At 65.0% G+C, this 23,581-nt stretch carries 40 protein-coding genes; 21 read left to right on the forward strand and 19 right to left on the reverse strand.

Going from position 1 to position 23,581, the window contains the following annotated elements:
- The 19 genes from rdgC to D5301_RS23450 form a co-directional block, all read right to left on the reverse strand.
- Window positions 1-211 (reverse strand): recombination-associated protein RdgC (gene rdgC / locus D5301_RS23360; protein ID WP_194936668.1); only part of this gene is annotated, 211 nt, incomplete at its 3' end.
- On the reverse strand, window positions 198-515 hold the full coding sequence (locus tag D5301_RS23365; protein ID WP_126929424.1) for a host nuclease inhibitor protein: 318 nt from the start codon (window positions 513-515) through the stop codon (window positions 198-200). The genes rdgC and D5301_RS23365, both read right to left, overlap by 14 nt.
- Window positions 512-1,030 (reverse strand): hypothetical protein, encoded by a 519-nt coding sequence (locus tag D5301_RS23370; RefSeq protein WP_126929423.1) that lies wholly within the window; start codon window positions 1,028-1,030, stop codon window positions 512-514. The genes D5301_RS23365 and D5301_RS23370 overlap by 4 nt, the downstream gene beginning before the upstream one ends.
- Window position 1,031: 1 nt before the next feature.
- Entirely contained in the window at window positions 1,032-1,643 is a 612-nt protein-coding gene (locus D5301_RS23375; protein WP_057503397.1) for a DUF3164 family protein, read from the reverse strand.
- Window positions 1,640-1,894, reverse strand: a complete 255-nt coding sequence (locus tag D5301_RS23380) for a hypothetical protein (RefSeq protein WP_049397737.1) — start codon at window positions 1,892-1,894, stop codon at window positions 1,640-1,642. The genes D5301_RS23375 and D5301_RS23380 overlap by 4 nt, the downstream gene beginning before the upstream one ends.
- Window positions 1,894-2,373 carry a hypothetical protein gene (locus D5301_RS23385; RefSeq protein WP_126929421.1) on the reverse strand — a complete coding sequence of 160 codons (480 nt, stop codon included), beginning with the start codon at window positions 2,371-2,373 and terminating at the stop codon, window positions 1,894-1,896. Before D5301_RS23385 ends, D5301_RS23380 begins: the two co-directional genes overlap by 1 nt.
- Window positions 2,370-2,597 (reverse strand): hypothetical protein, encoded by a 228-nt coding sequence (locus D5301_RS23390; protein ID WP_049397735.1) that lies wholly within the window; start codon window positions 2,595-2,597, stop codon window positions 2,370-2,372. Before D5301_RS23390 ends, D5301_RS23385 begins: the two co-directional genes overlap by 4 nt.
- Window positions 2,590-2,865, reverse strand: a complete 276-nt coding sequence (locus tag D5301_RS23395; protein ID WP_040006676.1) for a hypothetical protein — start codon at window positions 2,863-2,865, stop codon at window positions 2,590-2,592. Before D5301_RS23395 ends, D5301_RS23390 begins: the two co-directional genes overlap by 8 nt.
- Window positions 2,855-3,244, reverse strand: a complete 390-nt coding sequence (locus D5301_RS23400; RefSeq protein ID WP_024957596.1) for a hypothetical protein — start codon at window positions 3,242-3,244, stop codon at window positions 2,855-2,857. Before D5301_RS23400 ends, D5301_RS23395 begins: the two co-directional genes overlap by 11 nt.
- A gap of 1 nt (window position 3,245) precedes the next feature.
- Window positions 3,246-3,554 carry a hypothetical protein gene (locus tag D5301_RS23405; RefSeq protein WP_126929420.1) on the reverse strand — a complete coding sequence of 103 codons (309 nt, stop codon included), beginning with the start codon at window positions 3,552-3,554 and terminating at the stop codon, window positions 3,246-3,248.
- Complete coding sequence (locus tag D5301_RS23410) at window positions 3,554-3,793, reverse strand: hypothetical protein (protein ID WP_088611138.1); 240 nt, start codon at window positions 3,791-3,793, stop codon at window positions 3,554-3,556. Before D5301_RS23410 ends, D5301_RS23405 begins: the two co-directional genes overlap by 1 nt.
- Window positions 3,786-4,022 carry a hypothetical protein gene (locus D5301_RS23415; protein WP_126929419.1) on the reverse strand — a complete coding sequence of 79 codons (237 nt, stop codon included), beginning with the start codon at window positions 4,020-4,022 and terminating at the stop codon, window positions 3,786-3,788. The genes D5301_RS23410 and D5301_RS23415 overlap by 8 nt, the downstream gene beginning before the upstream one ends.
- Window position 4,023: 1 nt before the next feature.
- Complete coding sequence (locus D5301_RS23420) at window positions 4,024-5,199, reverse strand: AAA family ATPase (protein ID WP_126929418.1); 1,176 nt, start codon at window positions 5,197-5,199, stop codon at window positions 4,024-4,026.
- A complete protein-coding gene (locus D5301_RS23425) occupies window positions 5,196-5,354 on the reverse strand; it encodes a hypothetical protein (RefSeq protein WP_008268046.1) in 159 nt (52 codons plus the stop codon). Before D5301_RS23425 ends, D5301_RS23420 begins: the two co-directional genes overlap by 4 nt.
- Window positions 5,354-7,156: a DDE-type integrase/transposase/recombinase gene (locus D5301_RS23430; RefSeq protein WP_194936669.1), complete on the reverse strand. Its 1,803-nt coding sequence runs from the start codon at window positions 7,154-7,156 to the stop codon at window positions 5,354-5,356. The genes D5301_RS23425 and D5301_RS23430 overlap by 1 nt, the downstream gene beginning before the upstream one ends.
- Window position 7,157: 1 nt before the next feature.
- Entirely contained in the window at window positions 7,158-8,075 is a 918-nt protein-coding gene (locus D5301_RS23435) for a DUF3102 domain-containing protein (protein WP_194936670.1), read from the reverse strand.
- Between the two features lie 14 nt (window positions 8,076-8,089).
- Window positions 8,090-8,383, reverse strand: coding sequence for a helix-turn-helix domain-containing protein (locus tag D5301_RS23440; RefSeq protein WP_008267142.1), 294 nt, complete (start codon window positions 8,381-8,383; stop codon window positions 8,090-8,092).
- Complete coding sequence (locus D5301_RS23445) at window positions 8,380-8,613, reverse strand: hypothetical protein (RefSeq protein WP_126929415.1); 234 nt, start codon at window positions 8,611-8,613, stop codon at window positions 8,380-8,382. The genes D5301_RS23440 and D5301_RS23445 overlap by 4 nt, the downstream gene beginning before the upstream one ends.
- Entirely contained in the window at window positions 8,610-8,819 is a 210-nt protein-coding gene (locus D5301_RS23450; RefSeq protein WP_024957605.1) for a hypothetical protein, read from the reverse strand. Before D5301_RS23450 ends, D5301_RS23445 begins: the two co-directional genes overlap by 4 nt.
- A gap of 110 nt (window positions 8,820-8,929) precedes the next feature.
- On the opposite strand from D5301_RS23450, the gene D5301_RS23455 reads away from it, so the two are divergent.
- The 21 genes from D5301_RS23455 to D5301_RS23555 all read left to right on the forward strand — a co-directional run bounded on the left by D5301_RS23455 (window position 8,930) and on the right by D5301_RS23555 (window position 23,579).
- Complete coding sequence (locus D5301_RS23455; protein ID WP_064968338.1) at window positions 8,930-9,316, forward strand: helix-turn-helix transcriptional regulator; 387 nt, start codon at window positions 8,930-8,932, stop codon at window positions 9,314-9,316.
- Window positions 9,317-9,350: 34 nt separating this feature from the next.
- Window positions 9,351-9,824: a hypothetical protein gene (locus D5301_RS24330; RefSeq protein WP_228756500.1), complete on the forward strand. Its 474-nt coding sequence runs from the start codon at window positions 9,351-9,353 to the stop codon at window positions 9,822-9,824.
- A gap of 173 nt (window positions 9,825-9,997) precedes the next feature.
- On the forward strand, window positions 9,998-10,516 hold the full coding sequence (locus D5301_RS23465) for a lysozyme (protein WP_008267084.1): 519 nt from the start codon (window positions 9,998-10,000) through the stop codon (window positions 10,514-10,516).
- On the forward strand, window positions 10,516-11,109 hold the full coding sequence (locus tag D5301_RS23470) for a lysis system i-spanin subunit Rz (RefSeq protein WP_153857037.1): 594 nt from the start codon (window positions 10,516-10,518) through the stop codon (window positions 11,107-11,109). The genes D5301_RS23465 and D5301_RS23470 overlap by 1 nt, the downstream gene beginning before the upstream one ends.
- On the forward strand, window positions 11,099-11,416 hold the full coding sequence (locus D5301_RS23475) for a hypothetical protein (protein WP_008265891.1): 318 nt from the start codon (window positions 11,099-11,101) through the stop codon (window positions 11,414-11,416). Before D5301_RS23470 ends, D5301_RS23475 begins: the two co-directional genes overlap by 11 nt.
- Complete coding sequence (locus tag D5301_RS23480) at window positions 11,413-11,736, forward strand: hypothetical protein (RefSeq protein ID WP_024957611.1); 324 nt, start codon at window positions 11,413-11,415, stop codon at window positions 11,734-11,736. The genes D5301_RS23475 and D5301_RS23480 overlap by 4 nt, the downstream gene beginning before the upstream one ends.
- A gap of 13 nt (window positions 11,737-11,749) precedes the next feature.
- Entirely contained in the window at window positions 11,750-12,298 is a 549-nt protein-coding gene (locus tag D5301_RS23485) for a DUF3486 family protein (protein ID WP_158229543.1), read from the forward strand.
- Complete coding sequence (locus D5301_RS23490; protein ID WP_126929413.1) at window positions 12,299-14,035, forward strand: hypothetical protein; 1,737 nt, start codon at window positions 12,299-12,301, stop codon at window positions 14,033-14,035.
- On the forward strand, window positions 14,032-15,558 hold the full coding sequence (locus D5301_RS23495; protein WP_126929412.1) for a DUF935 family protein: 1,527 nt from the start codon (window positions 14,032-14,034) through the stop codon (window positions 15,556-15,558). Before D5301_RS23490 ends, D5301_RS23495 begins: the two co-directional genes overlap by 4 nt.
- A 3-nt stretch (window positions 15,559-15,561) precedes the next feature.
- On the forward strand, window positions 15,562-16,839 hold the full coding sequence (locus D5301_RS23500; protein WP_126929411.1) for a phage minor head protein: 1,278 nt from the start codon (window positions 15,562-15,564) through the stop codon (window positions 16,837-16,839).
- On the forward strand, window positions 16,839-17,408 hold the full coding sequence (locus D5301_RS23505) for a phage virion morphogenesis protein (RefSeq protein ID WP_126929410.1): 570 nt from the start codon (window positions 16,839-16,841) through the stop codon (window positions 17,406-17,408). Before D5301_RS23500 ends, D5301_RS23505 begins: the two co-directional genes overlap by 1 nt.
- Window positions 17,409-17,624: 216 nt before the next feature.
- Window positions 17,625-18,830, forward strand: a complete 1,206-nt coding sequence (locus D5301_RS23510) for a peptidase (protein WP_126928751.1) — start codon at window positions 17,625-17,627, stop codon at window positions 18,828-18,830.
- Window positions 18,831-18,883: 53 nt separating this feature from the next.
- Window positions 18,884-19,237 carry a capsid cement protein gene (locus tag D5301_RS23515; protein ID WP_057503378.1) on the forward strand — a complete coding sequence of 118 codons (354 nt, stop codon included), beginning with the start codon at window positions 18,884-18,886 and terminating at the stop codon, window positions 19,235-19,237.
- A gap of 56 nt (window positions 19,238-19,293) precedes the next feature.
- Window positions 19,294-20,250, forward strand: a complete 957-nt coding sequence (locus D5301_RS23520; protein ID WP_153857038.1) for a hypothetical protein — start codon at window positions 19,294-19,296, stop codon at window positions 20,248-20,250.
- A 162-nt stretch (window positions 20,251-20,412) separates the two neighbouring features.
- Window positions 20,413-20,904 (forward strand): hypothetical protein, encoded by a 492-nt coding sequence (locus tag D5301_RS23525; protein WP_126928750.1) that lies wholly within the window; start codon window positions 20,413-20,415, stop codon window positions 20,902-20,904.
- Between the two features lie 9 nt (window positions 20,905-20,913).
- Complete coding sequence (locus D5301_RS23530) at window positions 20,914-21,447, forward strand: DUF1320 domain-containing protein (protein WP_126928749.1); 534 nt, start codon at window positions 20,914-20,916, stop codon at window positions 21,445-21,447.
- Complete coding sequence (locus D5301_RS23535) at window positions 21,444-21,920, forward strand: hypothetical protein (protein WP_324187386.1); 477 nt, start codon at window positions 21,444-21,446, stop codon at window positions 21,918-21,920. Before D5301_RS23530 ends, D5301_RS23535 begins: the two co-directional genes overlap by 4 nt.
- Window positions 21,917-22,129, forward strand: a complete 213-nt coding sequence (locus D5301_RS23540; RefSeq protein WP_126928748.1) for a hypothetical protein — start codon at window positions 21,917-21,919, stop codon at window positions 22,127-22,129. The genes D5301_RS23535 and D5301_RS23540 overlap by 4 nt, the downstream gene beginning before the upstream one ends.
- Before the next feature lie 3 nt (window positions 22,130-22,132).
- Entirely contained in the window at window positions 22,133-22,888 is a 756-nt protein-coding gene (locus tag D5301_RS23545; RefSeq protein WP_126928747.1) for a hypothetical protein, read from the forward strand.
- Complete coding sequence (locus tag D5301_RS23550; protein WP_126928746.1) at window positions 22,888-23,397, forward strand: DUF6631 family protein; 510 nt, start codon at window positions 22,888-22,890, stop codon at window positions 23,395-23,397. The genes D5301_RS23545 and D5301_RS23550 overlap by 1 nt, the downstream gene beginning before the upstream one ends.
- 41 nt (window positions 23,398-23,438) lie before the next feature.
- Window positions 23,439-23,579 carry a hypothetical protein gene (locus D5301_RS23555; RefSeq protein WP_153857040.1) on the forward strand — a complete coding sequence of 47 codons (141 nt, stop codon included), beginning with the start codon at window positions 23,439-23,441 and terminating at the stop codon, window positions 23,577-23,579.
- The last annotated feature ends 2 nt before the right edge of the window (window positions 23,580-23,581 follow it).

Raw genomic sequence — 23,581 nt, forward strand, 5'->3', positions numbered from 1 at the left:
TGTCCTCGCCGCCCACGGTCAGCCAAAGGAAGTCGCCCTGCCGGCAGGACAGGTGCTCCTGCTCCTCGCGGCCGAAGGGGGAAATGAAGCCGCGAGAGTTCATTTCCAGAGGGCCGACCGGCTTAAGCACGCCATACGGCAACACGGATTCGACCTCGGAGAAGTCGGTGCTGGTTGGAAAGCGGAACAGCACCAGGTTACGCATGAACATGGCGGTTCTCCTTTGAGTCGGTGTTGCGGTTGCTGGCACGCAGTGCGCCCCAGCGCAGCCGACGCGGATGCTGGGAACACCACGCCAGCCAGAGGCCCAGCGCGTCACCCTTTGCCTGCTGCGTCTGCGCCTCTGGCACACCTGGCACTACCAGCATCCCCTGCATCAGTCCCTTTCCGTGCCTGGCTACCACGCTGATCACCTTGCGCAGCTGTGCGTCGCTCCCTTCGGCGATGAAAACCGCACCGTCCGGCACGTTGTTGCCGAACCCGATCTGGCCATTGGCCCAGCAGTAGGCGATCACGATTGCACCTCGCAGATGGCTTTCTGAACCTGGTGGATCAGATCCAGACGTTGGTGGGCGGCGGCCAGCGCTGCAGCCATCTCAGTCACTGCCTGCTGGGCGCAGGGGCCGCACATGGGCGAAGACGGCGTGCCAGTGGGCATGTCGCAGTTGACGCACGCGTGGCGCGGCCCGGAGGTGGCCACCTCAACGTCCGTAGGCTCTTCGAAGTGCAGCAGACCCGGCTGGGAGATATGACGCTTCAGGCGCCAAGGGAGTGCGTCCCCGCGCGCCTCGATGTACCGCACCGCCTGGCGAATGGCATAGCGAGCAGCGGTCGCGTCTTCGCCCTGAGTGTTACCGCAGGTGGCATCGAAGAAGCGCAGCCCGTCCAGCTCCACGGCCGGCGCGTGGATCTCCACGTCGGCCCGTGCAGCCTGGTCGGCGATCGCCACTGCCAGCGCCAGGGTGCCGGCATTCAGTGCACCGCGAACGCCGTCGAAACGGAAGGTGCAGGTGTCTCGGATCTTCGGCATGTCAGACCCCCGCCACGTCGAGAGAAATCGGCTGGTACTGACCCCGTGCATCGCGCTCGTAGAAGCGCACGTAGGTCTTGCTGCCCACCACCGTCACCGCATCACTGATCGCGGTCATTGCCCGCTGCCAGCGGGCGTCATCGAACTGCAGCCGGCGCAGTGACAGCACCTCTGCCGTCTTGATGCTGCCGTCCTGGCCCACCTTGAACGCGCTGTTGACCAGGGTGCGCAGCTCGGCACGTGAGCCTTCGGTCCAGTCGTTCAGGCACTCATCGATGAGGGCCTTGGCGGCCTGCAGGCGCTCATCGAACTGGATGGTGTCCTGGCAGGCGCGCAGGATCTTGAAGCGGCCATCGTAGGAATACAGGCTGACGTTGCCCTTGTCGCCGCCGATCTTGGCGCCGTACTGCTCGCCGCTGAGCTGCACGAACGCGCCGATATCGGTGAACGTATCCGCTTTGAAGGTGCGCAGGGCTTCGCGCAGCTCCAGGGCGCGCTGGATCTTCTCCTGCACCAGCTGGTCACGCGTCAGATCGATCGGCTTGATCTGTGCCTCGGGCACCAGCCGACCGTTACGGTCCTCGCGGTAGCCTTCGGGAATGGATGGGGTCATTGGGCGCCTCCTTGGGCGGCGGGGGTGACAAACGGTTGAGTGGGCCGAAGGACGTCGGGGACGCCTTCGACGTGGATAGGGCTGGTGGCGGTGAACCAGTCGGCGCGCCAGCGGCGGGCGGCATCCAGCGAGATGCCGAGCAGGCCGGAAATGCGCTGTGGGGTGAGCTGGCGCGGGTTCTGCGTACGGGCCCACAGCGCAAAGCGCATCGCGCGAAGGTGGTCGTAGCGCTGGCGGCCGGTACGTGCCATCACTCCACCCCGCCGAAGATGCGATCGAAGTGGTTATGCAGCGAATCGACCAGGCGACCACCGAGGTAAGGCGGCAGCTCGCCTTCCAGATCCTCCTGGGACTGGCACACGGTGCCGATGGAGGGCGTCAGCGGGCCTTTGTCGAAGGCGGGACCTTCGTAGCCCCCGGCAGCAGATCGGGCCTTCTGCGCCCCTGTCATACCCGGCCGGGTACCACGCACACGCTGCGCCTGCGCGGCCGCCAACGCCGTCGGGTCGATCTTCCAGTCGGGGTTGAGGCGGTAGTTGCGGGCCAGCCCTTCGCCGACGCGCAGGATCATTCCGCACCGCACCGCCTTGGCGACCGCGTTGGACACATAGCCGCGGTAATGGAAGCCGTGCTCCATCACCCGATCGATCAGATCCGCAGAACGGACCACGCTGGCGCCCAGTGACAGGGCGATAGCGTGCTGCATTGCGATGCTGGGGATGGCGCTCATGGCTGAACCACCTGCGGTTGGGTGATGCCGGCTTCCGTACGCGTCAGCACGATGACCGGTGCAGGGCTGGGCGTGGTGCGAGCGACCACGCAGACCACCGCGCGGTGCTTTCCGTCGACCTTGCTGCGGGCCTGGGCGTCTTCGATCGCCTTGGCCGAGTCGGTGAAGGTGTCGCCCCCTACCCACTCAGCAGGGACCACCAGGAACTGGCCGCGCTCAGCCATGAGCCACCTCCCGCAGCATCGGAGGACGCTGGGTCCACTCCAGCTGCACGCCCTGGTACTCAGCGGCCATCACGCGGTCCTGCCCGCCGCTGCCGTTGGGCTGGCGGCGCTTGAGGTGGCCACCCACCATCGTTGGCGGGCGGTCCAGGATCAGCACCGCGCGACGGCCATTGCTGTGCAGGCCCAGGATCTCGATGCCGCTGTTTTCCAGCTCGCGTGCCGTGTTGGCGGCGGCATACAGCACGTCGGAATTGCGTTCATGGTTCATGGTTGGATTCCTCGTCGGTAGCGGGCTTGTCCAGCCCGAGTTGTCCGTACAGATCCGGGAGCGCAACGCGCTTCATCGCGCTGACCTGCTCCAGGGAGGTCATGGCGCGCCCGACCAGGAAGGTGCAGGCGCGGTCCAGTTCGGCCGCACTGGCGGCCAGGTGGTAGCCGTGAGCCGGGTGGGCGCAGATCGGGTGCCCCTCGCGCCGCAGCTGCTCGATGATCTGGCGCAGGCGGCGCTCGTCGGCGGTGCTGGTACGTGAAGTGATCTGCTGCACCAGGTCGCGGGCAGTGATGCCGTTGACGGCGCCACGGCGGCCCTGCAGCTGCAAAAGGACCGTCTGTGGGGACAGCTCTTGCGGTAGCAGGGCCAGCTGCATGTCAGATGGCCCCCCGATCAATGCCGGCGGCGATAGCCAGGTCGAGAATCTCGTCCAGTTCCAGCAGCCAGCGCTTGCTGGTGCTGTGCGCGATCACCACCACGCCGCTGTGGATCCAGACCTCGACCGAGTACTCGCGCCCGGTTTCAGGGTCGTGCACCTGGACTTCTCCCACACGTGACGCTGTCGGGAACGTGTGGCAGTCCTGTACCAGCATCCCGATGGACTTCTTCCGCTGGGGGTGCTGGGCGCTGTGGCGCTGGCGGTTACGCACCTGACCGAGGCAGCGCTGGAGGGTGGGAACGGCCATCATTCCTCCTCGTCGTCATCGCCGTCGCGCAGCTGGTCGACCAGCGCACGCAGCTGCTGCAGGTTGAGGCCGTCCAGCAGTGAAGCCATGCTCTGCCCGTCGCGCCACTCGATGCCGGCGCGACGGAACAGGTCGCGGTGCATCACCGTCACCTGCTGGTCGGGCAGCTCGGCATCGCGCATCAAGTAAAAAGCGAAGCTGCGCAGGTACTGCGACCCAGAGGTGTTGAAATCAACCATGAGTCACCCCCTCGCGCTGCAGCACATCGGCCGGAACATGCGCAGTGATGCGCTCCCAGTTGGCGCGCGGCACGATCACCACCTGCAGGATGTCCACATTCACCGGCGCCGGACGGTCCTGCATTTCAAAGGGAACCGCCACAACACGCGTTGCAAGCGGCCACCGCGCCGTCATTGGCTCAACCACCATGCCTTCTACCGCCGGCCAGCCTTCGGTTCGGATCGCCATCTCACACCCCCCGCACGACATCAGCGGTGACGGTCGGCACGCCCAGGTCAGCGGCGCGGTTCATCGCAGCGGTCAGGGCGTTCTGAACCGCCAGCGGGTACAGCAACGAGCCAGCGCCGCGCGAAGGAACCAGCTTGGCGCGCAGCGCGTCGATGGCACTCTGTTCCACCACCTTGTCCAGCGGCACCTGGGCGCGCTTGAAGCGGTGCGCCAGGTAGGCACCCAGCTCGTTGTCCAGCGGCGGCAGCGTGATGATCTCGATGCGCTGTACTACTTCGCGTACCTCCGGGTTGTGCTCAGAGAGCTTCACGCCCAGCTCGGGTTGCCCGATGAGGATCACCGACAGCAGCGGGCGCAGGCCGTCCTTCAGCTCGCGGAAGCGCTTGAGGTGCTTCAGGGTCGGCAGCGGCAGGCTGTGGGCCTCTTCAATCACCAGGACGTGGCTGTGACCGGCGCGGGCGCTGTCACGCAGCGATTCGTGCAGCTGGCGGAAGCGGGCCTCAGGGCTGCTCTTCGGCTTGGCCAGCGGGGCGACAGCGGCCATGATCGCCTCGGCGATATGGTGGCTGCGCAGGGTCTTGCCCACGGCATCGCTGCCTTCGCTGGCCAGCACGTAGGGCTGGATAACAATGACGGCCTGCTCTTCACGCTGGATGCGATCAACCAGGTCTTCGCGCAGCGTGCTCTTGCCAGCACCACTTTCGCCGATCACCGCAGCAAAGCCGCCGTGGCGGGCCACCTGGTACATGCTCTCGCGGACATAGCGGATATCCGGCGACAGGAACACCTCTTCGGCACTAGCCGGATCGGCGAAGGGATTGCTGGTGAGGCCGAAGTGACGCTTGGCCTGTGGAGTCAAAGCCTGAAAACGCAGTAGCATGGGATCTTCCTCGTCGTGAATGTCGTTGTCGTTATCGGTGTCTTGCGGTGGGGAAACCGGGGCTGGCGTGACCCCGCACGTCGGCCCCTCCTTTTCATGCCAGTGGGCGTCGGTTACGCCGTGCTGGGTCAGGCAGGAACTGATGGCAGCGCGCACCGCTGCCGGATCGCAGCTGGTGGGCAACTGGCCGTGGTTGATCAAGGCATTGAGGGCCGGACGGCTCAGACCTGCAGCACTGGCCAGGTCTCCCTGCTTGATGCCGGCCTCGGTGAGCAGGCGCTTCAGACGCAACGTCATGGGCGAGCCCTCCGCCCCTGCAAGGCAGCCTTCGCAGCTGCATAGGTGTTGAAGCCAGCCTTTCGCGCAGCGATCTCCAGCGCCTGGCAGTAGCCGAATCCGTCGCGTTCCTGGATGAGGCGTGCGTCTTTCTTGATGCTGTCGAGCGAAGCCATCACGCGGCACCTCCTTCCACCAGCCGGAGACCACCACGCTCAGGCGTTGCCAGGGCGTGCGCCCAGGACTCGACCTGATCCACCGGCAGGCCTTCCGGCCAGCGTTGGGCGGTGCGTGCGTAGTGGTCGGGCGACCAAGCCGAACCGGCGGCCTCCAGTAGCGGCTTCAAGCGCATGGCCGCTTCCACATGGTTCAGTGGCGGCAGCTCGGCGCGGATCGGCGCAGGCTCGATGCGCTGGGCCGCCAGCACCTGTGGTGCATCGACCTGGGCGATGCGACCCGAGCGCGGCAGGCTCGGTGCCACATTGGCCTCGCGCAGGTGCTTCATGGGATCAATCTGACCACCGAAGGCCACACGCTTAGCCTTGCGCGCAACTGCTGCCTCAGCATCGGTGTGAACCTGCATGGCCAGCCGATCCAGTTCCTTGCGAGCTGCGTCGGCCGACGTCTCCGGAGCTGTCCGGTACTCCGTGCCAACCTGGGCAGCGCTGTCCAGGAAGCCCCAGTCGTCGCGTCCGATGCGCGGGGCGATGTAGTGCACAGGCGCGCAGTCCTGTGTGCCTGGCATCAGCACGCGTACGCTGCCCTCCGGATCCAGAGCATTGACCACCACGTCCACGCGCTGGCCGTTGATGAGGCCGGGTACGCCACGCACGTCGTACTGCTGCGAACGGAAGCGGATCATGCAATCGCGCACGGTGCAGGCCTTCGGCGCGCTGGTGGCCAGCTGCCGCAATACCTCCACGGCCGGGGCAAGGCGCAGCTGGTCCGGGGTGATGCGCAGCCACCCATCACGGCGCGTGTAGCCGGTACGGCTGTGGGTGCGGGTGGCGTTATAGGCCTGAGCCCACTGTTGGGCAAGGGTGTTGATTTCTTCCAGGCTGGTGACCGGGGCGCGCAGCTTGAGCAGAGCCTCGAAGTGCGTTTCGATCAGGTAGTTGGCGTTTTCGACCTGTCCCTTGGCGCGTGCATTGCCCACTTCGTTGATGATCGGCTCGATGCCGCAGGCCGCCAGGAAGCTGCTGGTGCTGGTGGCCGTCATGGCGCTGCCCGGATCCATCATCAGCAGTTTGGGAACGCCGTGCATCGTGCCGATCTCGCGACGGGTCATCGCATGGATCAGTGCCGAGAGCAGATTGGCGCTGCTTTCGGCGCCCAGCACATAGAACAGCTCGATCGCGCCGCTGGCATGGTCGGTGATGGCATAGCGCCACAGCCGCCGTTCGGCGATCTTGGTGAAGTTGCCTGGCTTGCCGCGGTAGAACTCGCGCTTGTCCATCACCCGCGTGCCATCATCGGCCAGGTAGAACTGCCGGCTGACCGAGGCATCGATCTGCCACAGGTGGTTGGGATGCGGAGAAGACAGGCGTGCAGCCGGTGTTGCTGCTGCCAGCTGATCACGATGGAAGCCGTAGTGGCGGATGGCACGGCAGATCGCCGAGGTGCTCAGTTGAACCACCTCGCCGGTACCCTTGTCCACGCGCATCGCTTCGATCTTTCCGTTGGCGCGCAAGGCATCCACGGCTTCTTCAACCGGCAATGCGCCGGTACCGGTCAAGCGACGGGTTTCCTCCACGAGGGCCGCGATAGAGGCAGCTTCGTCCCGGGTGAGGGACAGTTCGCCCGCATCGGATCTGCGCTTGCGGGGCTTGAGAGCCGCCGTCACCTTGGACAGGTGACGGTAGGCGGTCTGGACCGAGCATCCCAGCTGCTCGGCCAGCGCGGAGGCAATGCGCCCCTTGCTGCCGTGCGGCGCCGCCAGCAACTGGCTGGCCGCAGCCTGGATGAGGACCTCGGACACGTCAGATCCCCGCGTCGTTGGTGACAGGGATCGCGATGGCCAGATCCTCATCGTCGCGGGCGATGCGTACCGACGTGAGGAGGCGGCCAATCACGTCGCTCAGGAACCGTGCAGCGTCCTCTTCGACGTGGTTGTCACAGGCGAAGTCGGCCAACGCCTGGAAGGAGGCGCGCAGGCCGCTGCCCTCGCTGCCGATGGCAGCCAGAACGTTCTGCTCGGCTTCGGTGACCGACTGCTTGAGAGTGACCAGCTGCTCGTCCGCGGTGGCGGCCTGCCAGCGGCGCTGGGCCTTGAGGGTCTTCTCAGACTCCTTGTTCAGATCATCACTCAACTTGTTGATGCGCTGATCTTTTGCGTCGGCATTCGCCCTGGCTTCGCGCAAAGCGGCACGCAGCTGGCTGGCGCTCATGCGCTCCACATCATCCACGGTGATGCCAGCAACCGGCTCGCCGGATTCCAGGGCCTGGAGGTCTTCGTCGTCCAGAACCGCCAGTTCCAGAACCTTGGCTTGGGTGCCGGCGGCCTTCAAAAGTGACACCGTGTCACTTTTGGAGAACTTCAGGGCGACGGTCATCAGGCGCGCCGCCGTCCGGTAGTTGAATCCTCGCGTGGCAATCTGTTCCTGGAACTCACCATGCGCGGTCTGCTCTTTGATGAGCAGCAGACCCCTGCCCATTTCGAGGATGTCCTCGACGGAGCGCCGCTGGCGGTACTCGACCATGCTCCAGAGCGAATCGGTGTCCAGTGCGCCTGCGTAGCCCAGTGTGGTGGCCAAGCTCTTCACCTGCGCTTCGGCCTGCGCCATCACCTGCAGTTCCTGGCTGCGCTCGACCAGCTTGCCCGCATCCAGCTCCGTGCCTACCGGCTCAGCCTGGGCGAGTGGCTTGGCGCCGCGCTTGTTGGGTTGCTTCTCTGCCATTTCGATCCTCGTCATCAGTTGGGGCTACGGCTGTAGCGGTTCTTGAAGTCGTCCAGCTGCCGTTCTTCACGGGCCACCTCGGCTTGATGGGCCAGGGCGATCTGGACAATTCGGGGGGACAGGCGCCAGTTGTCCTGATCGAAGGGGGAGCGTTCGACCAGGCCGTCTTCGGCCAATCGCTGCAGGTTGCGCAGCGTGGTGCTGGGGGATTCGCCGATGCCGTCGGCAATGGGCTTTAGGCGCAAGCCGGTGCGGCTGTGCCCGGCCAAGGCGAACAGCAGGCGGGCGAAGATGCTTTGCTCGCTCATGCCGCAGCGCCCTGCTGGCGGCGCGCCAGCTCCTTCAGGATCCGGACGGCGCGGCGGTCAGCTGCGTCGACGGCGCCAGCCAGCGGCAGGGTGTTGGCCAGAGGCTCTTCCGATTCAACAGCACGCTGCCAGTTGTTCACAGCGGTGGCGTACTGGTCACGGGCCGAGGCAAGCAACAGCTCCAGTTCGCGGGTCGGGACTTCGTCCAGGGGGCGGCCGGCGGTATTCATGCGGAAGCACTCAGGCCTGCGGCCTTCAGCAGCCGGCGCCGCAGGGCCTGACCCTTCGGGCCGTTCCAACGCCCGATGAGGACGTCCCGGGCGTTCTGCGGGGGGACGCCGTTCTCCATGCACCAGCCGCGGAGACTGGTGCCCTTGCCAACGAAGGCGGTGCGGACCTTGAGGTGAAGATCCAGGCTGGGGGCGGGTTCGCTCATCGCGTGTATCCTTTGATCCTTGTTCCATTGGTTGGCTGCTGTAGGCGCTGCCAGTGGAAGTAATGATGTTCCCGTTCGGGAACACTTGTCAATACCCGATCGGGAACAAAATGACTGACGGAAACTCAGAGAACGACAGCCGGCGCGACACCGGCGAAAGGCTTAGGTTGATCCGGGGCGATAGAAGCCAGAAGGACTTCGCTGAGCTGCTCGGCATCGGGCGAACCACGCTCATCCGGTACGAGGCGGGAACGCGTCCAGTAGAGGTCGAACTGCTCGTTAAATTGAATCTGCTATTCGGTACTCAACCGCTCTGGCTTCTCACCGGCATGGGCGCATCAGGAGAAGGGGTGCAGTTGACAAGTCGCGAGGCGATGCTGCTGAACAACTACCGGAACAGTCCTGAAGACGCGAAGGTGGCTCTTGAAAAAACAAGTGCTGCGTTCGCCCAGTCGAAACCGGAACTCAAAACGAAAAAGCACGGCTCGTCAGAGTGATGTGGCGTAAGAGCAAATCAACCAGGGGGAAAACATGAAGTGGAAAGTGCTCGCTATTGCTGGCGCAGTGCTGGTGATATCTGTCAGCGGCTGTGCCACCAAACGCTATGGCCGGTTGCAGCCGTTAACTGGCTACGAGACGTTGAACTATTCTTGTGAGCAGATTCGGATTGAACTGTCCAAGGTTGACGCCTTTGATCGGCAGGTAGAGCAGCAGGCGAAGTTCAGTGGTATGTCCGTTGCGAGCTTTCTGGGGGACTTTGGGATTGGGAATGTCATCGAACGAAATGAAGCCAAGAGGACATCGATAGAACGGCGATCTCAGCTGCAAAGTGCCTTTGCTGCCAAGCGGTGCGGGGATGTAGAAGTTCGTACGGTTGAGGCTCCCCCAAAGACCTTGATTTCCCCTTCGGGGGCGGCGCCTGCCGCTCACTCTGAAAGGCAGACAGCACCGCCGGCCGCGTCTGCCAATAGTTGGTGGGAGGCGCATAGGCCAAAAGGCGATTAGCCTCTTGGCCTGATCGCACTACCAGCATTTCCCAGTGGTTGTGCGGACCGCGGTCCCAAGACTCCGATCCAATAGGAATTGAAACTCTGCCCATCGGTTTGGTGTGCGCATGGCGCACCTGGCCGACGGGCATCCTCGTCTGCCCGTCGGCCATCTTTCCCTGGAGATGGCGCATGGCAGCAGAGCAACCCGGTAACAAGGCACTGCCCATCGCGGGCGGAATGCTGGCAACCATGCTGGCGTTGCTGCTCGGGTTGGTGCAGCCCTTCGAGGGCTACTCGGCCCAGCCCTATCGTGATGTCGTCGGGAAGCTGACGGTCTGCTACGGCCATACGGCCAAGGTAGAACAGCGCACCTACGCCCGCGCCGAATGCGAGCGTCTGCTCCAGTCGGACCTCGGCGTCGCCTGGAACACCGTGCAGAGTTGCATCAAGGTGCCGATGACGGACTACCAGGCGGCCGCCCTGACGTCGTTCGCCTTCAACGTCGGTCCGGGTGGTGCTGGCGTCAAGGACGGCCTGTGCACGCTGCGCAATGGTCAGCAGCCGCGGATCCGTGTCTACGCCAATCAAGGCCGCTGGGACCTCGCATGTGCCCAGCTGAGCAACTGGGCCAATGCCGGCGGCAAGTCCTATAAGGGATTGGAGCGCCGCCGCACAGCTGAGCGCGCGATGTGCGAGGGCCGGTACTGATGGTCCGCACCCTGACCGCAACGGTCGCCCTGCTGCTGGTGCTCCTGCTGGTCGCCATTGCCGCAGCACTTCTCTATCGCGGCAATGCGCTGGACGCCCAAGCCCGTGATGCCAGGGCGCAGCAGCGCGTGACCACGCTTCAATCGCAACTGGAAAGCGAGCGCAATGCTCGCGACACCGAGCATACCCAGGCCAGGGAAATGGCCCAGATCGGAGACCAACATGAAGATGATCGGGAGGCGTCCGCGTCCATCCCTGCTGCTGTTGTGGCTGACCTGCGCGCTGGCAATCTCCAGCTGCGCGACGACCTCGCCACCTGTCACACCGCCCGCCTGTCCCAAGCCGTCTCTGGCGCCGTCGAACGTGATGCGAGCGCCCAACTACGTCCAGAGGTTGCANTCACACCGCCCGCCTGTCCCAAGCCGTCTCTGGCGCCGTCGAACGTGATGCGAGCGCCCAACTACGTCCAGAGGTTGCAGGCACTGCTCTTCAAATCGTCACCGAAGCTGAAGACCACGTCCGCTCCTGCCAGCGCGTCATCGGCGTCCTCACCGGACAGCGCCTACCCGTCGAGACCAACCCATGATCGTTGAAGTGCAACCGCTCTACCTGGTGTGGTTCGCAGGCATCGGCATCACGCTGCTTGGCGGCCTGATCGCCGGCGGCCGCTGGCTGGTCAACCAGCTGCAACAACGCACTGATCAGCAGCTGGCGATTCTGATCAACGACAGCAAGCGCTGGCGCGAGGTTGAGAGTCACCTCACCGACTTCCGCCTGGAAGTTGCGAAGGATTACGTCCGCCGCGAGGACTATGCCCGCGGACAGAGCGTTATCGAGGCAAAGCTTGATGCAGTGGCTTCGAAGATCACGAACATGCAAAGCAAGGGGAACACGCCGTGAGTCACGGAAATCAAGGCCCGGATTTGGGCAAGCTGCGCAGGGAGCAGCTGCGCTGGCTGATGTTGCTGGTGCTGGATCGCTCACGCCCCTATCCGATCGGTGAAGCCGTCCTGGCCGGCGCGGCCCAGGACATGTACCCGGATGCCACCGCGCTGGAGGTTCGCCGGGAACTGGACTACCTGGACACCCGTCGCCTGATCGACATCACCAAATCCCCGTCGGGGCCGTGGTCGGCGGAGCTGACCCGCCACGGTGTGGACATCGTCGAGTACAGCATCGACTGCGGTCCGGGGATCGCCCGCCCGCCGAAGTACTGGTGACCCCATGCCTCCCGTGAGCAAGATCGACTTGTTGCCGGCCGATGTGCGTGACGAGCTGGATCGGCGCCTGGTTGCCAACGCCTTCGGTGGCAGCATCTCGCTGTCCGAATGGCTGGGCGAACAGGGCTACGAGATCAGCAAGACCACCGTCAACGAACGCGCCAAGCGGCTCAAGCGCCGCTTGGCTTCGATCAGTGCCAGCACCGAAGCCATGAAACTGGTGGCCGAGCAGGCGCCGGACAATGCCGCCGAGCGCGGTAGCGCGCTGATGGGCCTGCTGCAGACCGACCTGTTCGAAGCACTGCTGCAGTTCCAGGAGGCAGCCGACCAGGACGACGAGAGCATTTCCCCCGCCGATCGCATTGCGCTGTACAGCAAGGCGGCCAAGGCCATTGCCGAGCTGACCCGCTCTTCCATCGTGCGCGAGAAGTGGGCCGGCGAGATCCGCCAGAAGGCGCTCGTCGACGCGGCCAGCCGGGTCGAGGAGGCTGCGCGAGCCAAGGGCCTGGACGCCGAGGGCGTGGAGTTCTGGCGCAACAAGGTGCTGCATGGAGTCGGCTAAGTGAGTGCACTGGGTCCCCTGCCGGATACCGAGCGCGTCCTGGACTGGGATGAGCTGCCTGAGAGCGTGCGCTCGATCTCGGCCAACTTCGATCCGAGCAAGGCCGGTGTGCTGATGGCCCATCAGTCCGAATGGATCCGGATGCAGGAAGGGCTGGATATCGCGGTTTGCGAGAAGGGACGCCGCACTGGCATCACCTTCGCCCAGGCGCTGAGCGACACCATCACCGCCGCCTCGGCCAAGGACGCCGGCGGCGACAACGTGTGGTACATGGCCGACACCAAGGAAAAGGGCCTGGAATTCATTGGCTATGTGGCCAAGTTCGCGCCAATCATTGCCCAGGGCCAAGCCTCTCGCATCGAGCAGCACATCTTCCAGGACCAGCAGCCGGACGGCACCAGCCGGCAGATCCAGGCCTTCCGGGTTCGCTTCGCCAGTGGTTTCCGTATCACGGCACTGTCCTCGCGCCCGGAGAACATCCACGGCCTGCAGGGCGTGGTCGACCTGGACGAAGCGGCGCTGCACAAGGACGTGGCCAAGGTGCTCGAATCAGCCACCGCGCTGCTGATCTGGGGCGGCCGGATCCGCGTGTGGTCCACCCACCGCGGCAAGAAGAACCCGTTCAATCAGCTGGTGCAGGACGTCCAGGCCGGCCGGTACGGCAAGAAGGCCGGGGTCATCCGCATCAGCTTCGATGATGCCGTGTCCAACGGCCTGTACGAGCGGGTCTGCGCCATGCGTGGCAAGGTGGCCACCGCCGAGGGCAAGAAGGAGTGGTACACCGCCATCCGCTCGGCTTATGGCCCGCGCAAGGCCGCCATGCGCGAGGAGCTGGACGTCATCCCGCGCGATGGGGATGGTTCGGCCATCCCCTCGGTCTGGATTGATCGGGCCATGCCCGAGGTTCGCCCCGTTCTGCGCTTGGTCTTCGATGACGACTTCCCCAAGCGCTCGGAGAAGGAACGCGAGATCTGGTGCTCGGTCTGGATCGCCACCACGCTGCTGCCGGTGCTGCGTGCTGCGGTGGCCGGGTTCACTGGGCGCTGGGCGGTCGGCATGGACTTTGCGCGCCACCGCCACTTCTCGGTCATCAAGCCGGCCAAGGTCAGTCAGGATCTGCGCCGGGATGTGCCGTTCCTGATCGAGATGGCCAACGCGCCCACCCGCCAGCAGGAGCAGATCCTGTGGGCGTTTCTGGACGCGCTGAATGAGGGCTTCCGCGGCCGCTGGTCGTTCGCTGGCGACGCCACCGGGCCGGGCCAGACTCTGATGGAGTACACAGGCGACCGTTACGGCCGTGCCGAGCTCGATGCCGAGACGGGCCGCTACAGCGGTGGCCCAATCCACGAGGTCACCCTGTCGCGCCCCTGGTACAGCGAATGGATGCCCAAGTACATCGCGTTGTTCGAGGACGGATTCATCACCGTGCCCAGGGACGCATCGCTGGAGGATGACCATCGGGCCGTGGAGTACGTTGATGGCATTCCGATGGTGCCGCGCCTGGAGCGCAAGGACCTGCAGGATCCGGAACTGGTGCGCCACGGCGACGGCGCGATCGCAGGCGCCCTGATGCAGTTTGCCGCGCTCAACCACGTCACCTCGGTACCCATCGAGTTCCAGGCGGCCGGCGCTCGCGCCTACATCGGCGACGGCCGAGCCGACGGCGTGGCCACCGTCGTGACCGATGATGCCTTCGGCACGGTCAGCGGCGGCAATGATTTTGGAGGATTCGCATGACCATCGCCCGCCCAGAGATCGGCCGCGAGATTGCCACCACCGCCGATGGCATCGACATCACCCGTGGCTACACCGGGCCGCTGCTGCTGCCCTTTGATAGCGTGCTGCGCAATCGGGGCGGCTATGACCTGCAGATCTACGAGCAGGTGCTGTCCGATCCGGAGGTGAAAACCACCTTCGGATCGCGCCAGGACTCGGTGGTGGCCTGCGAATGGCAGGTGGAGCCCGGTGGCGAGAAGCGCATCGACCGCCAGGCGGCAGAGTATCTGCAGGAGCAGCTGCACGGGATCGGCTGGGACAACGTCACCCGCAAGATGCTGTTTGGCGTGTTCTACGGCTACGGCGTGGCCGAGATCCTGTACAAGGTCGACGGCACCCGCATCGGCCTGGAGGCGATCAAGGTCCGCAATCGCCGACGCTTCCGCTACGGCAAGGAAGGCGACCTGCGCCTGCTCACCCAGACCCAGATGACGGAGGGCGTCCCGGCACTCGCGCCGTACTTCTGGAACTTCTGCTCCGGTGCCGATCACGACGATGAGCCCTACGGCCTGGGGCTGGCGCACTGGCTGTACTGGCCGGTGCTGTTCAAGCGCAACGGGCTCAAGTTCTGGCTGATCTTCCTGGAGAAGTTCGGCATGCCCACCGCGGTGGGCAAGTACGATGTCGATGCAACCGATCCGGAGAAGTCCAAGCTGCTGCAGGCCACGCGCGCGCTCCAGACCGACAGCGGCATCATCATGCCCAAGGGCATGGAGCTGGCGCTGCTGGAGGCCGGGCGTAGTGGCACGGCTGATTACAAAGCCCTGCAGGACTACATGGACGCCACCATCCAGAAGGTGGTGCTGGGCCAGACCGCCAGCACCCAGGGCACGCCCGGCAAACTGGGCAACGACCAGCTGCAGCGGGAAGTGCGCCGCGACATCATCACCGCCGATGCCGACCTGGTGTGCGAGTCCTTCAACAAGGGTCCGGCGCGCTGGCTCACCGAATGGAACTTCCCTGGCGCGGCCATCCCGCGGGTCTACCGCGTCACGGAAGAGCCGGAGGACCTAGACGCCACAGCCAGCCGCGATAAGAAGATCCTCGACCTGGGCTACAAGCCCAAGCAGGTCTACATGGACCAGACCTATGGGGACAACTACGAGCCTGTCCAGGCGCCGCCGGAGCCGTCTGCGGTACCGACAGCGATCGATGGGCCGCAGTTCGCTGATGCCGGCGGTGCGGTGGGTAGCCTGCTGCGCCGGCACTATCCGGCGGCCTTTGCCGACAGCACCCCGAAGGCGCCTGATCCTGCCATCGGTTTGGGCCGGCAGCTTGATCGGCGACTGTCGCCCCTGGGTGCTGGTTGGGTGGAGCAGATCCGCCAGCTGGTTGATGAGGTCGATTCGCTGGAGGAACTGCGCGACCGGCTGTTCGAGCTACATCCGAACATGACCCTGGACGACTACGCCTCGGTGATGGCCGATGCGATGACGGCAGCGACGCTGGCCGGCCGCAGCGACGTCCAAGGCGCGGGAGACTGATCAATGGCTGGGGTTGCTTACGCTCAACTGCCGTTCCAGGAGCAGATCGAGTTCTTCCGTCGCAAGAAGAACGTGCTCACCGAGAGCTACCTGGACGTATGGGAGGCCGAGCACGACACCAGCTTCATGGTGGCCGGTGCCAACCGTGACGCACTGCTGGCCGACTTCCAGCAGTCCATCGACCGTGTCATCGCCGAGGGCCGCACGCTGGAGCAGTTCCGCGAAGACTTCGACCGCATCGTGGCCACGCATGGCTGGGATTACAACGGCGGCCGGAACTGGCGCTCGCGGGTGATCTACGAAACCAACCTGCGTCAGAGCTACAACGCCGGGCGCTGGGCCCAGCTGCAGCAGCTGATCAAGGTACGGCCGTTCTGGCGCTACAACCACAACGATGCCGTCGAACACCCCCGGCCACTGCACGTGTCCTGGAATGGCATGGTGCTGCGCCATGATGATCCCTGGTGGCGCTATCACTATCCGGCCAACGGCTGGGGCTGCCAGTGCTACGTCGATGCGCTCAACGAACGCGATCTGCGCCGCTTGGGCAAGGACGGCCCCGACACGGCCCCTGAGGTTGTGATGCAGTCGGTGACGGTCGGGCAGCGCAGTCCCGGTGGACCGCGCACGGTGCTGACGCCGGCAGGCGTCGATCCTGGCTTCGGCTACGCGCCTGGAGCAACGGCGGACCACTGGCCCGGCGGGCGTGGTGGTCCGGTCACACCGCCCTCGCTGACAGGCCAACTGACCTCCGCTCTGCAAAGTGCACTGGAGACGGGCGCGCGGCTGCCAGCGGCACCCGCTGCCGCCAGTGCCGCCCAGGCCTTGGCGCGGCCGCGTGCCAGGGACGCCCTGCAGGCCGGCTACGCCAGCTGGCTGGCCAGCATTGACGCTGATGCCGCGCACGCTGCTCGCTACCTGGCCGGCGCACTGTCTCCCGGTCTGGTGTCGCAGCTGCAGCGCGCTGCCGTTCGACCAGCGACGGCGGCCTTTGCAGTGTTGGCTGAGCAGCTCCCCATCACTCGGCCTGGCGCGGTCGCCATCGCCGCAGCCGAGCTGCCTATCCGCCTGCTCGATGCGGTGGCCATCCTATTGGACGTGGCCGCAGGCCACCTGCGGTATGTCCTTGCGGTGGGGCGCCCGGCCTTCATGGTGGTCGACGTGGCCATCTCGGAAACGGGCGTCAGCACCATCCAGCCCCAGCTGCAGATGCTGAGGCCTTCTGATCTCAAGCGCAGCGTCGCCGATGGCACGCTGCAGCTGCTGCAGGGAGCACTCTGATGGCGCAGCTCGAAGTCACCCTGGATTCGGCAACACCTGGTCTGGCTGATGCGCTGCGCCAGCTGGAGGGCGAAGCGCGGCAACTGATCCTGAGAGACTGGGGCGAGTACCTGCTGAGGTCGACACGCGAGCGAGCCAAGAAGGAGCGTGATCCGACCGGACAGCGATGGCGTGCACTGGAACCAAGCTACAAACGCTGGAAACAGAAGAAGCGCCCCGGCGTCCCGATTCTGAAGTTTGATTTCCACATGCTCGGCGACATGGCATCGTGGCAAACGGATGGGAATGAGGCCGTCCTGGTTGGCACCAATGCGCCCTATGGCGCCATCCATCAGTTCGGCGGCACCATCCGTCACCCGGCGCGCCCGGCCAAGATCTACTTGAAGACTGGCAAAGGCGGTAGCCGGTTCGTCAAAGCCAATCGCAAGAATACGCGCTATAGGCGCTCGATCACGATGCCTGCTTACACGAACACCATCGCTGCTCGCCCTTGGCTTGGCGTCAGTCGCGAGGATGAGAAAGAGCTGCTGGATATCGCTCAAGATCACGTGAGCGGCGCCTTCGAGTGATCGTCGCGTGGGAGGCGCTGTGCGCGCTTCAGCATGCCACGCGCCACACTCGGACCTACCCCAGCCCTGATTGGTGTCTGACACGCCTTTGCGGCGCGCGTCGATGCGCTCTTGTGTGCAGGCTGAGCACCGCATGCGCAATGCACATCAGCGCGGCAAGTTTCATGCGGACCGCGGTCCCAATACATGAGACGACTCTGCGGGAAAACTGGCGGCATGAACCAGCCCGCCGCCACCCTGCAGATCTTCAAAGCCGGCACGCATGTTGCCGAAGACGGCCGCACGCTGACCTTTAGCGAAGCGGATGTTCAGCAGATCGCCGACAGCTACGACCCGGCGCTGCATGAAGCGCCCATCGTGGTGGGCCACCCCAAGACCGACGATCCGGCCTATGGCTGGGGCAAAGCACTTCAGGCCAAGGATGGCCTCCTGTTGGCCGAACCGCATCAGGTCGATCCTGCCTTCGCGGAGCTGGCCAACAACGGTCGCTTCAAGAAGATCAGCGCCTCCATCTTCATGCCCGATTCGCCGGGCAACCCGACGCCGGGCAAGTACTACCTGCGCCACATTGGCTTCCTGGGCGCACAGCCGCCGGCCGTGAAGGGGCTCAAGTCGGCCTCGTTCGCCGACGGCGATGACGCCGCCTGCTTCGCCATGTCGTTGGCCCCGTTGGGCTGGACGCTGACGGATCTGTTCCGTCGCTTCCGCGACTGGCTGATCGATACCCAGGGCCTGGAGACGGCTGACCAGGTCATTCCGGACTGGCAGATCCGCGGCATCGAGAGCAGCACACGCGATGACGAAAACTCGCGCACGTCGGCCCTCTTCGCATCGCCATTGCTCACCCAGTTCCCGCGTAGCGCCCTCGATGGACCTGCGCCCGTCCAGGCACCGCCTCCCACTCGTGAACAGGTCAAATCGGAGATCGACCCCATGTCCCAGCAGAACAACGTCGAGCACGCACAGCGCCAGCAGCAGCTCGACCAGCAGGCTTCCACCCTGGACGCTCGCGAGAAGGCCCTCGCCGCCCGTGAACAGGCCGCGCGACGCGAAGACGCAGTGGCGTTCGCCGAAGGCCTGGTGAGGGAAGGCAAGCTGCTGCCGCGCCAGCAGCCGGCCGTGGTGGAACTGCTGTTGGCTCAGCCCAATGGCAAGGATCCGCTGAACTTCGCCGAGGGTGAAACGACGGTGTCCAAGCCGGCCGAATCGGTGCTGCGCGAGCTGCTGACCAGCCTGCCCAAGGCCGTGGACTTCAGTGAGAAGTCTGGTGGTGAAGGTGTGGGGCCAGGCGCGGCCAACTTCGCTGCACCGGCTGGCACCCAGGTCGACCCGGAACGGCTTGCGCTGCACAACAAGGCGCTGGACTACCAGCGTACCCACGCGGGGGTGGACTACCTCACGGCAGTCAAAGCGGTCTCCTGACCTGTATCCAAACGCAGCTTCTCAACTCATTCCTCGCGCTGGAGCGCAGAACCATGACTCAGAAAATCTCGCTGCTCACCCTGGCTGTCATCGCAGCAGTCGCCTTGGAAGCCGAGCGCGTCGTCGGTCGTGACGGACAGTACGCCACCGCCGGCGGCAACGCCTTCGGTGTGACCAACACCAGTGGACTGGTGGGCGACCGGGTGCCCGTTGATGTGGTGGGCACCAGCATCGCCACTGCTGGCGGAGCGTTTGACGACGGTGCCTACCTGCAGGTGGGATCTACTGGAAAGCTCATTGCTCGCACTACCGGCGTTGTCGTTGCTCAGGCTCTGCAGCCTGCCGCGGCAGATGGTGACCGCGTCGAAGTGCTCCTGATCCCCAACGCGCCAGCGACCACCGGCTGATCTCAGCCACAACTGCCGCCGCTCATCGTTCTCACCATCTCGCAGAGAGACCTTCCATGTCCCAGCAGACTCTCCGTCAGGCTCGCATCATCGATCCGATCCTGACCACCCATGCACTCGGCTACGTCCGCCCCGGCAACGTTGGCCAGTACCTCTTCCCGCGCGTCGATGTGGCCACCTTTGGTGGTCAGATCCTGACGTTCGGAAAGGAAGGCTTCCGTCGCTACAACACCAAGCGCGCGCCGGGCGAAGCAACCAAGCGCGTCCAGTTCGGCTACCAGGGCAAGCCTTACGCCATCATCCCTGCAGCACTGGAGGCGGTGGTTCCGGATGAAACCGCCAATGAGGCGGCCAACGGCCCAGGCCTGGACGCTTCGCAGGACGCGGTGGATATCGTCCTGGACATCATGGAGCTGGAACACGAGTGTGAGTGCGCTGACGTAGCGCGCAATGCGGCCAACTACGACAACGAACACAAGGTCGCTCTGGTGGGCGTCAATCGTTGGCGCGGCGCCTCTGGTGATCCGACTGCTGATATTGGCGTCGGCAAGGAGGCCATTCGTTCCAGCATCGGTATGCGGCCGAACACGGCGATCCTGTCGGCGGCGGCATTCGAAGCAGCCAAGGCCAATCCGAAGATTCAGGACTACCTCAAGCATCGCGGCTTCAATGCACTGACCACCCAAATCCTGGCGTCGATGTGGGAAATCCCGAACATCTACATTGGTGAGGCGGTGGTGGCTACCGGCCAGGATGATGACCTGGGCGATGTGTGGGGTCAGGACGTGATCCTGGCGTTCGTGGCCCCGCCGAGCGGCGGCAACCGCCGCAACCGCGCGCGACCGAGCTATGGCTACACCTACAGCATGGCGGGCGAGCCGAATGTGCGTCAGGCCTATCGCGAAGAGAACTGCCAGTCCTGGATTCACCCGGTCAACAACAACCGCACTCCGGTGCTCAGCGGCATGGTCGCGGGCTACCTGATCCAGAACGCAGGCGCGCCCGCAGCGTGATGAAGGGAGCCGGCGAAGGATAGTCGGCGTAGTTGCCGCTTTACCCGTACAACCCAGCGAGCGGCAGCACCAGGCGAACGCGGGACCTGGCCGTGCGAAGCACAGCAAAACCATGCGTGACAGCCGGAGAGCACGGCACCACACCTATTCGGAGATCTCGTCATGGCCAAGCCCCGCACTGCGCCGCCCAGCGCACCCAAGCCCGTCCAGGACGGCAAGCCGGCCGATGTGCCGGCCGTCACGGAAGAGAAGGCTGCCGACGCGTCGCCGGCGCAGGGCGGCTCGGTTCCGGAGGAAGGCCGCGGCGAACTTCAGCCCGCCGAGACGGTCGCCTCGGAGGTCGATGGCGCTGCCGTCGACCAACCGCCGGGCGATCAGTCTGTAGCGGACCAGGATGCCGGCGCCGAGGCGGGTACGCCTTCGGGTGACGCCTCTACCTCTTTCGATGCTGTTGCAACGGGCGACCATTCGACGGACGCGTTGTCCAACGGTCTCTGGCTGTCTGCCTGCTTCGAAGTGCTCAGCCCGTTCAAGCACAACGACGTCGTCGTCAAGCCGCCGGCGTGGATCGAGATGACGTGGGAAGAGGCGCAGGCCTACCAGGATGCTGGCGTCCTCGGTGACGAACCGGCCACCCCGGAAGAGCTGGAGTAATCGGCCGCCATGTCCTACTGCACGCTCGCACTGCTGTCGGCGGCCAAGCTCGCTCAGGAGCTGGCGCAGGTGGCCACGCCGGAGCGCTATCCGATCGTGGACGATGCGCTGATGGATGCCACGCTGCTCGGCAGCGATCGCAGCGCCTTCGACCCAGCCGACGTGGCTATCGCCGATGAGGCGGCCGCGCACGTGCAGCGCGCTCTGGACGACGCCGATGGCTTGATCAACGGCTACCTGGTCATGCGCAAGCCCAAGCCCTATCCGGTGCCGTTGCCGGCGCCGGTACCGGGGATTGTGTCCACGTGGGCACGGTGGATTGCGCGCTACCTGCTGCATAAGGACCGGGTCAACACCGAGGAGCGTACCGATCCGGTGGTGCGCGACTACAAGGAAGCACTGCGCTTTCTGGAGCTGGTGCGCGATGGCAAGTTCAGCCTCGGCGCCGATGACCCGCTGCCTGCGCCCAGTGGCGGCGCGCCCGAGGTCTGTGCACCGTCGCGGGAGTTCAGCCACCGCACCCTGCAGGACTACGGCCGGTGAGCACGCTGCCCTTCGACATTGGCTTGGTGCGCGATCGCATCCGCCAGGGCGTCAGCGACAAGGAACTGCGTCAGGTGCAGGGCAGCGCCGACTACGCCGCAGTCCAGGCGCTGCGCGACTTCCCTGCACCGTGCTGCTACGTGCTGCTGGCCCGCGAGATGCCGCTGGAGACCAAGACCGGCGCTTCGTTTCCCGGGCAGCAGACGCGCCTGGCGCAGTTGGTCGAAGTGAACTTCGCTGTGGTGACCGTGTGCCGCAACTACCGCGAACAGCGCGGCGCCCAGGTGATCGATGAGCTCCGGATCCTGCTGGGCAAGGTTCGCCAACCACTGCTGGGCTGGACGCCGCCCATTGCCGGTGGCCGTGCCTGCCAGCTCATCGAGGGCAACCTCGAGGACTACGACGCCGCTACCGCCCTGTGGGTCGACGTATGGAAGACCCAGGCCCTTCTTCAACCTGAGATCCCCCGATGACCACCCAGAAATGCACGATCAAGAAGCCGGGCCTGACGCTGTCGCGCAAGCCCATTGCCGTCGGCGAAACAGTCGAGGTTCCCGCCGACCTGGTGCCTTGGGCAGTCGAACGCGGCTTCATCGACGCCCCCGAGGCTGATTCTTCCCCCAACACGTCGCGCAAGGCCAGTGGCCAGCCGACCACTGCCAGCGCCCAGGAGGCGAAGTAAGCCATGTCCGAGACCGAATATTTCTCCCTGCAGGGACGCGTGTACCTGGGCCTGCGCAATGCCGACGGCAGCCGCGCACCCGCGCGCTGGGCGTACGATGCCAGCGTCCTGGAGCTGACCATGTCCAGCACCCGTGAAACCAAGAAGGAGAGCTGGTCGGGCGTGCGCGGCGTCGGCGCTACCATGACCACCGAGCGCAACCTCGGCGTCAATCTGACCCTGGGCCAGCTCAACACCGATCACCTGGCGCTGGCCACGGACGGCACTCGCATGGAGCTGGCTGCCGGCTCAGCGGCCAACGAGGCCATTGGTACGGTCAAGCCGGGTGACGTGGTCGCATTGGAGTATGCGGCGATCAGCGCGCTGGCACTGGAAGGGGGCGCCCCGGCCGCGCCGCTGGTGCTGGACACCGACTACACCGTCAACCTGACCACCGGCATCATCACCTTCCTCACCGCTAAGACGGCGGTGGTGGCCAAGACGTACGAGTACGCTGCGCACAGCCTGGTGAAGGTCTTCGAAAGCACCAAGTCCGAGTACTACGTGCTCTTCGACGGCGTCAACAGCGTTGACGGCACCACGATGCGCTTCCGCGGCGAGGTGCACCGCGTCACCTTCCCGGCCTCGGAGACGCTGTCGCTGATCAACGACACCTTCGGTGAGATTGCGCTCACCGGCGAGGCCAAGATCGACCCGGTCCGCCAGGCAGATCCCCGCTTCGGCCTGTACGCCCGTGCCCTGCTGGTGGATGCAGCCTGATGGCCAAGGTGATCGGCAATGTCGGTCAACAGCCCTCCGGATCCGGCTCTACGGATCCGGGGGCCGTAGCCGGTGAGCTGGACGTGCTGGCCGGCCAGCAGCAGGGGCAGCTCGGCGGAAAGACCATCACAGTGCGCGAATACGGCTTCTTTGAGGCCGCTCGCATCCTGCAGGCCGCCGCACCACTGGTTGGGGATCTGCAGCCGCTGTTCGAAGGCACCGATCCGCCTTCCATGCTGCAGGTGATGGATGCACTTATGTCCCACCCGGATCTGATCCGGCATCTACTGGCATGCTCGATCGCAGCGCCGCCGGCTGATGCCAAGGATCACGCAGCCGAGGTGCGGGAGCAGGAAGCGTGGCTGGAGACGCTCAACGAATCCGACGGTGAACAGATGCTGCTGTTGTGGTGGCAGGCCAATAGCAGTTTTTTTCTCCGCCGCCTGCTCCGAAACGCCGTCAGTCAAAAGGCAGTCCCGTCGGCTACGGACGCGTCTTCACCGACCTGATCAACGCGGGCTACGGCCGCAGCTTTGGCGATATCGGTCGCATGACCAAGCGCCAGATATCCCTCGCTTGGGAGCACGTCCAGGCGCAGCAGCGGCGGGCGCGGCGGGAACGCATTACCGACGCCAACGCTGCGTATGCCGGCGGTAATTCGATGACCACCTTGCTGAAGGATCTGAAATAACA

The organism is Stenotrophomonas sp. MH181796 (genome assembly GCF_009659995.1).
Lineage (GTDB): Bacteria > Pseudomonadota > Gammaproteobacteria > Xanthomonadales > Xanthomonadaceae > Stenotrophomonas > Stenotrophomonas riyadhensis.

Bases quoted from the DNA above. Each gene is read 5' to 3' on its own strand.
- D5301_RS23495 (WP_126929412.1), top strand. From the start codon at position 14,032: ATGACCATCGCCCGCCCAGAGATCGGCCGCGAGATTGCCACCACCGCC.
- D5301_RS23475 (WP_008265891.1), top strand. From the start codon at position 11,099: ATGATCGTTGAAGTGCAACCGCTCTACCTGGTGTGGTTCGCAGGCATC.
- D5301_RS23525 (WP_126928750.1), top strand. From the start codon at position 20,413: ATGGCCAAGCCCCGCACTGCGCCGCCCAGCGCACCCAAGCCCGTCCAG.
- D5301_RS23505 (WP_126929410.1), top strand. From the start codon at position 16,839: ATGGCGCAGCTCGAAGTCACCCTGGATTCGGCAACACCTGGTCTGGCT.
- D5301_RS23415 (WP_126929419.1), bottom strand. From the start codon at position 4,022: ATGGCGATCCGAACCGAAGGCTGGCCGGCGGTAGAAGGCATGGTGGTT.
- D5301_RS23445 (WP_126929415.1), bottom strand. From the start codon at position 8,613: ATGAATACCGCCGGCCGCCCCCTGGACGAAGTCCCGACCCGCGAACTG.
- D5301_RS23450 (WP_024957605.1), bottom strand. From the start codon at position 8,819: ATGAGCGAACCCGCCCCCAGCCTGGATCTTCACCTCAAGGTCCGCACC.
- D5301_RS23380 (WP_049397737.1), bottom strand. From the start codon at position 1,894: ATGGCACGTACCGGCCGCCAGCGCTACGACCACCTTCGCGCGATGCGC.
- D5301_RS23405 (WP_126929420.1), bottom strand. From the start codon at position 3,554: ATGGCCGTTCCCACCCTCCAGCGCTGCCTCGGTCAGGTGCGTAACCGC.
- D5301_RS23550 (WP_126928746.1), top strand. From the start codon at position 22,888: ATGGCCAAGGTGATCGGCAATGTCGGTCAACAGCCCTCCGGATCCGGC.
- D5301_RS23390 (WP_049397735.1), bottom strand. From the start codon at position 2,597: ATGGCTGAGCGCGGCCAGTTCCTGGTGGTCCCTGCTGAGTGGGTAGGG.
- D5301_RS23440 (WP_008267142.1), bottom strand. From the start codon at position 8,383: ATGAGCGAGCAAAGCATCTTCGCCCGCCTGCTGTTCGCCTTGGCCGGG.
- D5301_RS23425 (WP_008268046.1), bottom strand. From the start codon at position 5,354: ATGGCTTCGCTCGACAGCATCAAGAAAGACGCACGCCTCATCCAGGAA.
- D5301_RS23420 (WP_126929418.1), bottom strand. From the start codon at position 5,199: ATGACGTTGCGTCTGAAGCGCCTGCTCACCGAGGCCGGCATCAAGCAG.
- D5301_RS23435 (WP_194936670.1), bottom strand. From the start codon at position 8,075: ATGGCAGAGAAGCAACCCAACAAGCGCGGCGCCAAGCCACTCGCCCAG.
- D5301_RS23465 (WP_008267084.1), top strand. From the start codon at position 9,998: ATGGCAGCAGAGCAACCCGGTAACAAGGCACTGCCCATCGCGGGCGGA.
- D5301_RS23410 (WP_088611138.1), bottom strand. From the start codon at position 3,793: ATGGTTGATTTCAACACCTCTGGGTCGCAGTACCTGCGCAGCTTCGCT.
- D5301_RS23520 (WP_153857038.1), top strand. From the start codon at position 19,294: ATGTCCCAGCAGACTCTCCGTCAGGCTCGCATCATCGATCCGATCCTG.
- D5301_RS23455 (WP_064968338.1), top strand. From the start codon at position 8,930: ATGACTGACGGAAACTCAGAGAACGACAGCCGGCGCGACACCGGCGAA.
- D5301_RS23375 (WP_057503397.1), bottom strand. From the start codon at position 1,643: ATGACCCCATCCATTCCCGAAGGCTACCGCGAGGACCGTAACGGTCGG.
- D5301_RS23515 (WP_057503378.1), top strand. From the start codon at position 18,884: ATGACTCAGAAAATCTCGCTGCTCACCCTGGCTGTCATCGCAGCAGTC.
- D5301_RS23385 (WP_126929421.1), bottom strand. From the start codon at position 2,373: ATGAGCGCCATCCCCAGCATCGCAATGCAGCACGCTATCGCCCTGTCA.
- D5301_RS23530 (WP_126928749.1), top strand. From the start codon at position 20,914: ATGTCCTACTGCACGCTCGCACTGCTGTCGGCGGCCAAGCTCGCTCAG.
- D5301_RS23500 (WP_126929411.1), top strand. From the start codon at position 15,562: ATGGCTGGGGTTGCTTACGCTCAACTGCCGTTCCAGGAGCAGATCGAG.
- D5301_RS23510 (WP_126928751.1), top strand. From the start codon at position 17,625: ATGAACCAGCCCGCCGCCACCCTGCAGATCTTCAAAGCCGGCACGCAT.
- D5301_RS23400 (WP_024957596.1), bottom strand. From the start codon at position 3,244: ATGCAGCTGGCCCTGCTACCGCAAGAGCTGTCCCCACAGACGGTCCTT.
- D5301_RS23540 (WP_126928748.1), top strand. From the start codon at position 21,917: ATGACCACCCAGAAATGCACGATCAAGAAGCCGGGCCTGACGCTGTCG.
- D5301_RS23370 (WP_126929423.1), bottom strand. From the start codon at position 1,030: ATGCCGAAGATCCGAGACACCTGCACCTTCCGTTTCGACGGCGTTCGC.
- D5301_RS24330 (WP_228756500.1), top strand. From the start codon at position 9,351: ATGAAGTGGAAAGTGCTCGCTATTGCTGGCGCAGTGCTGGTGATATCT.
- D5301_RS23545 (WP_126928747.1), top strand. From the start codon at position 22,133: ATGTCCGAGACCGAATATTTCTCCCTGCAGGGACGCGTGTACCTGGGC.
- D5301_RS23395 (WP_040006676.1), bottom strand. From the start codon at position 2,865: ATGAACCATGAACGCAATTCCGACGTGCTGTATGCCGCCGCCAACACG.
- D5301_RS23555 (WP_153857040.1), top strand. From the start codon at position 23,439: ATGACCAAGCGCCAGATATCCCTCGCTTGGGAGCACGTCCAGGCGCAG.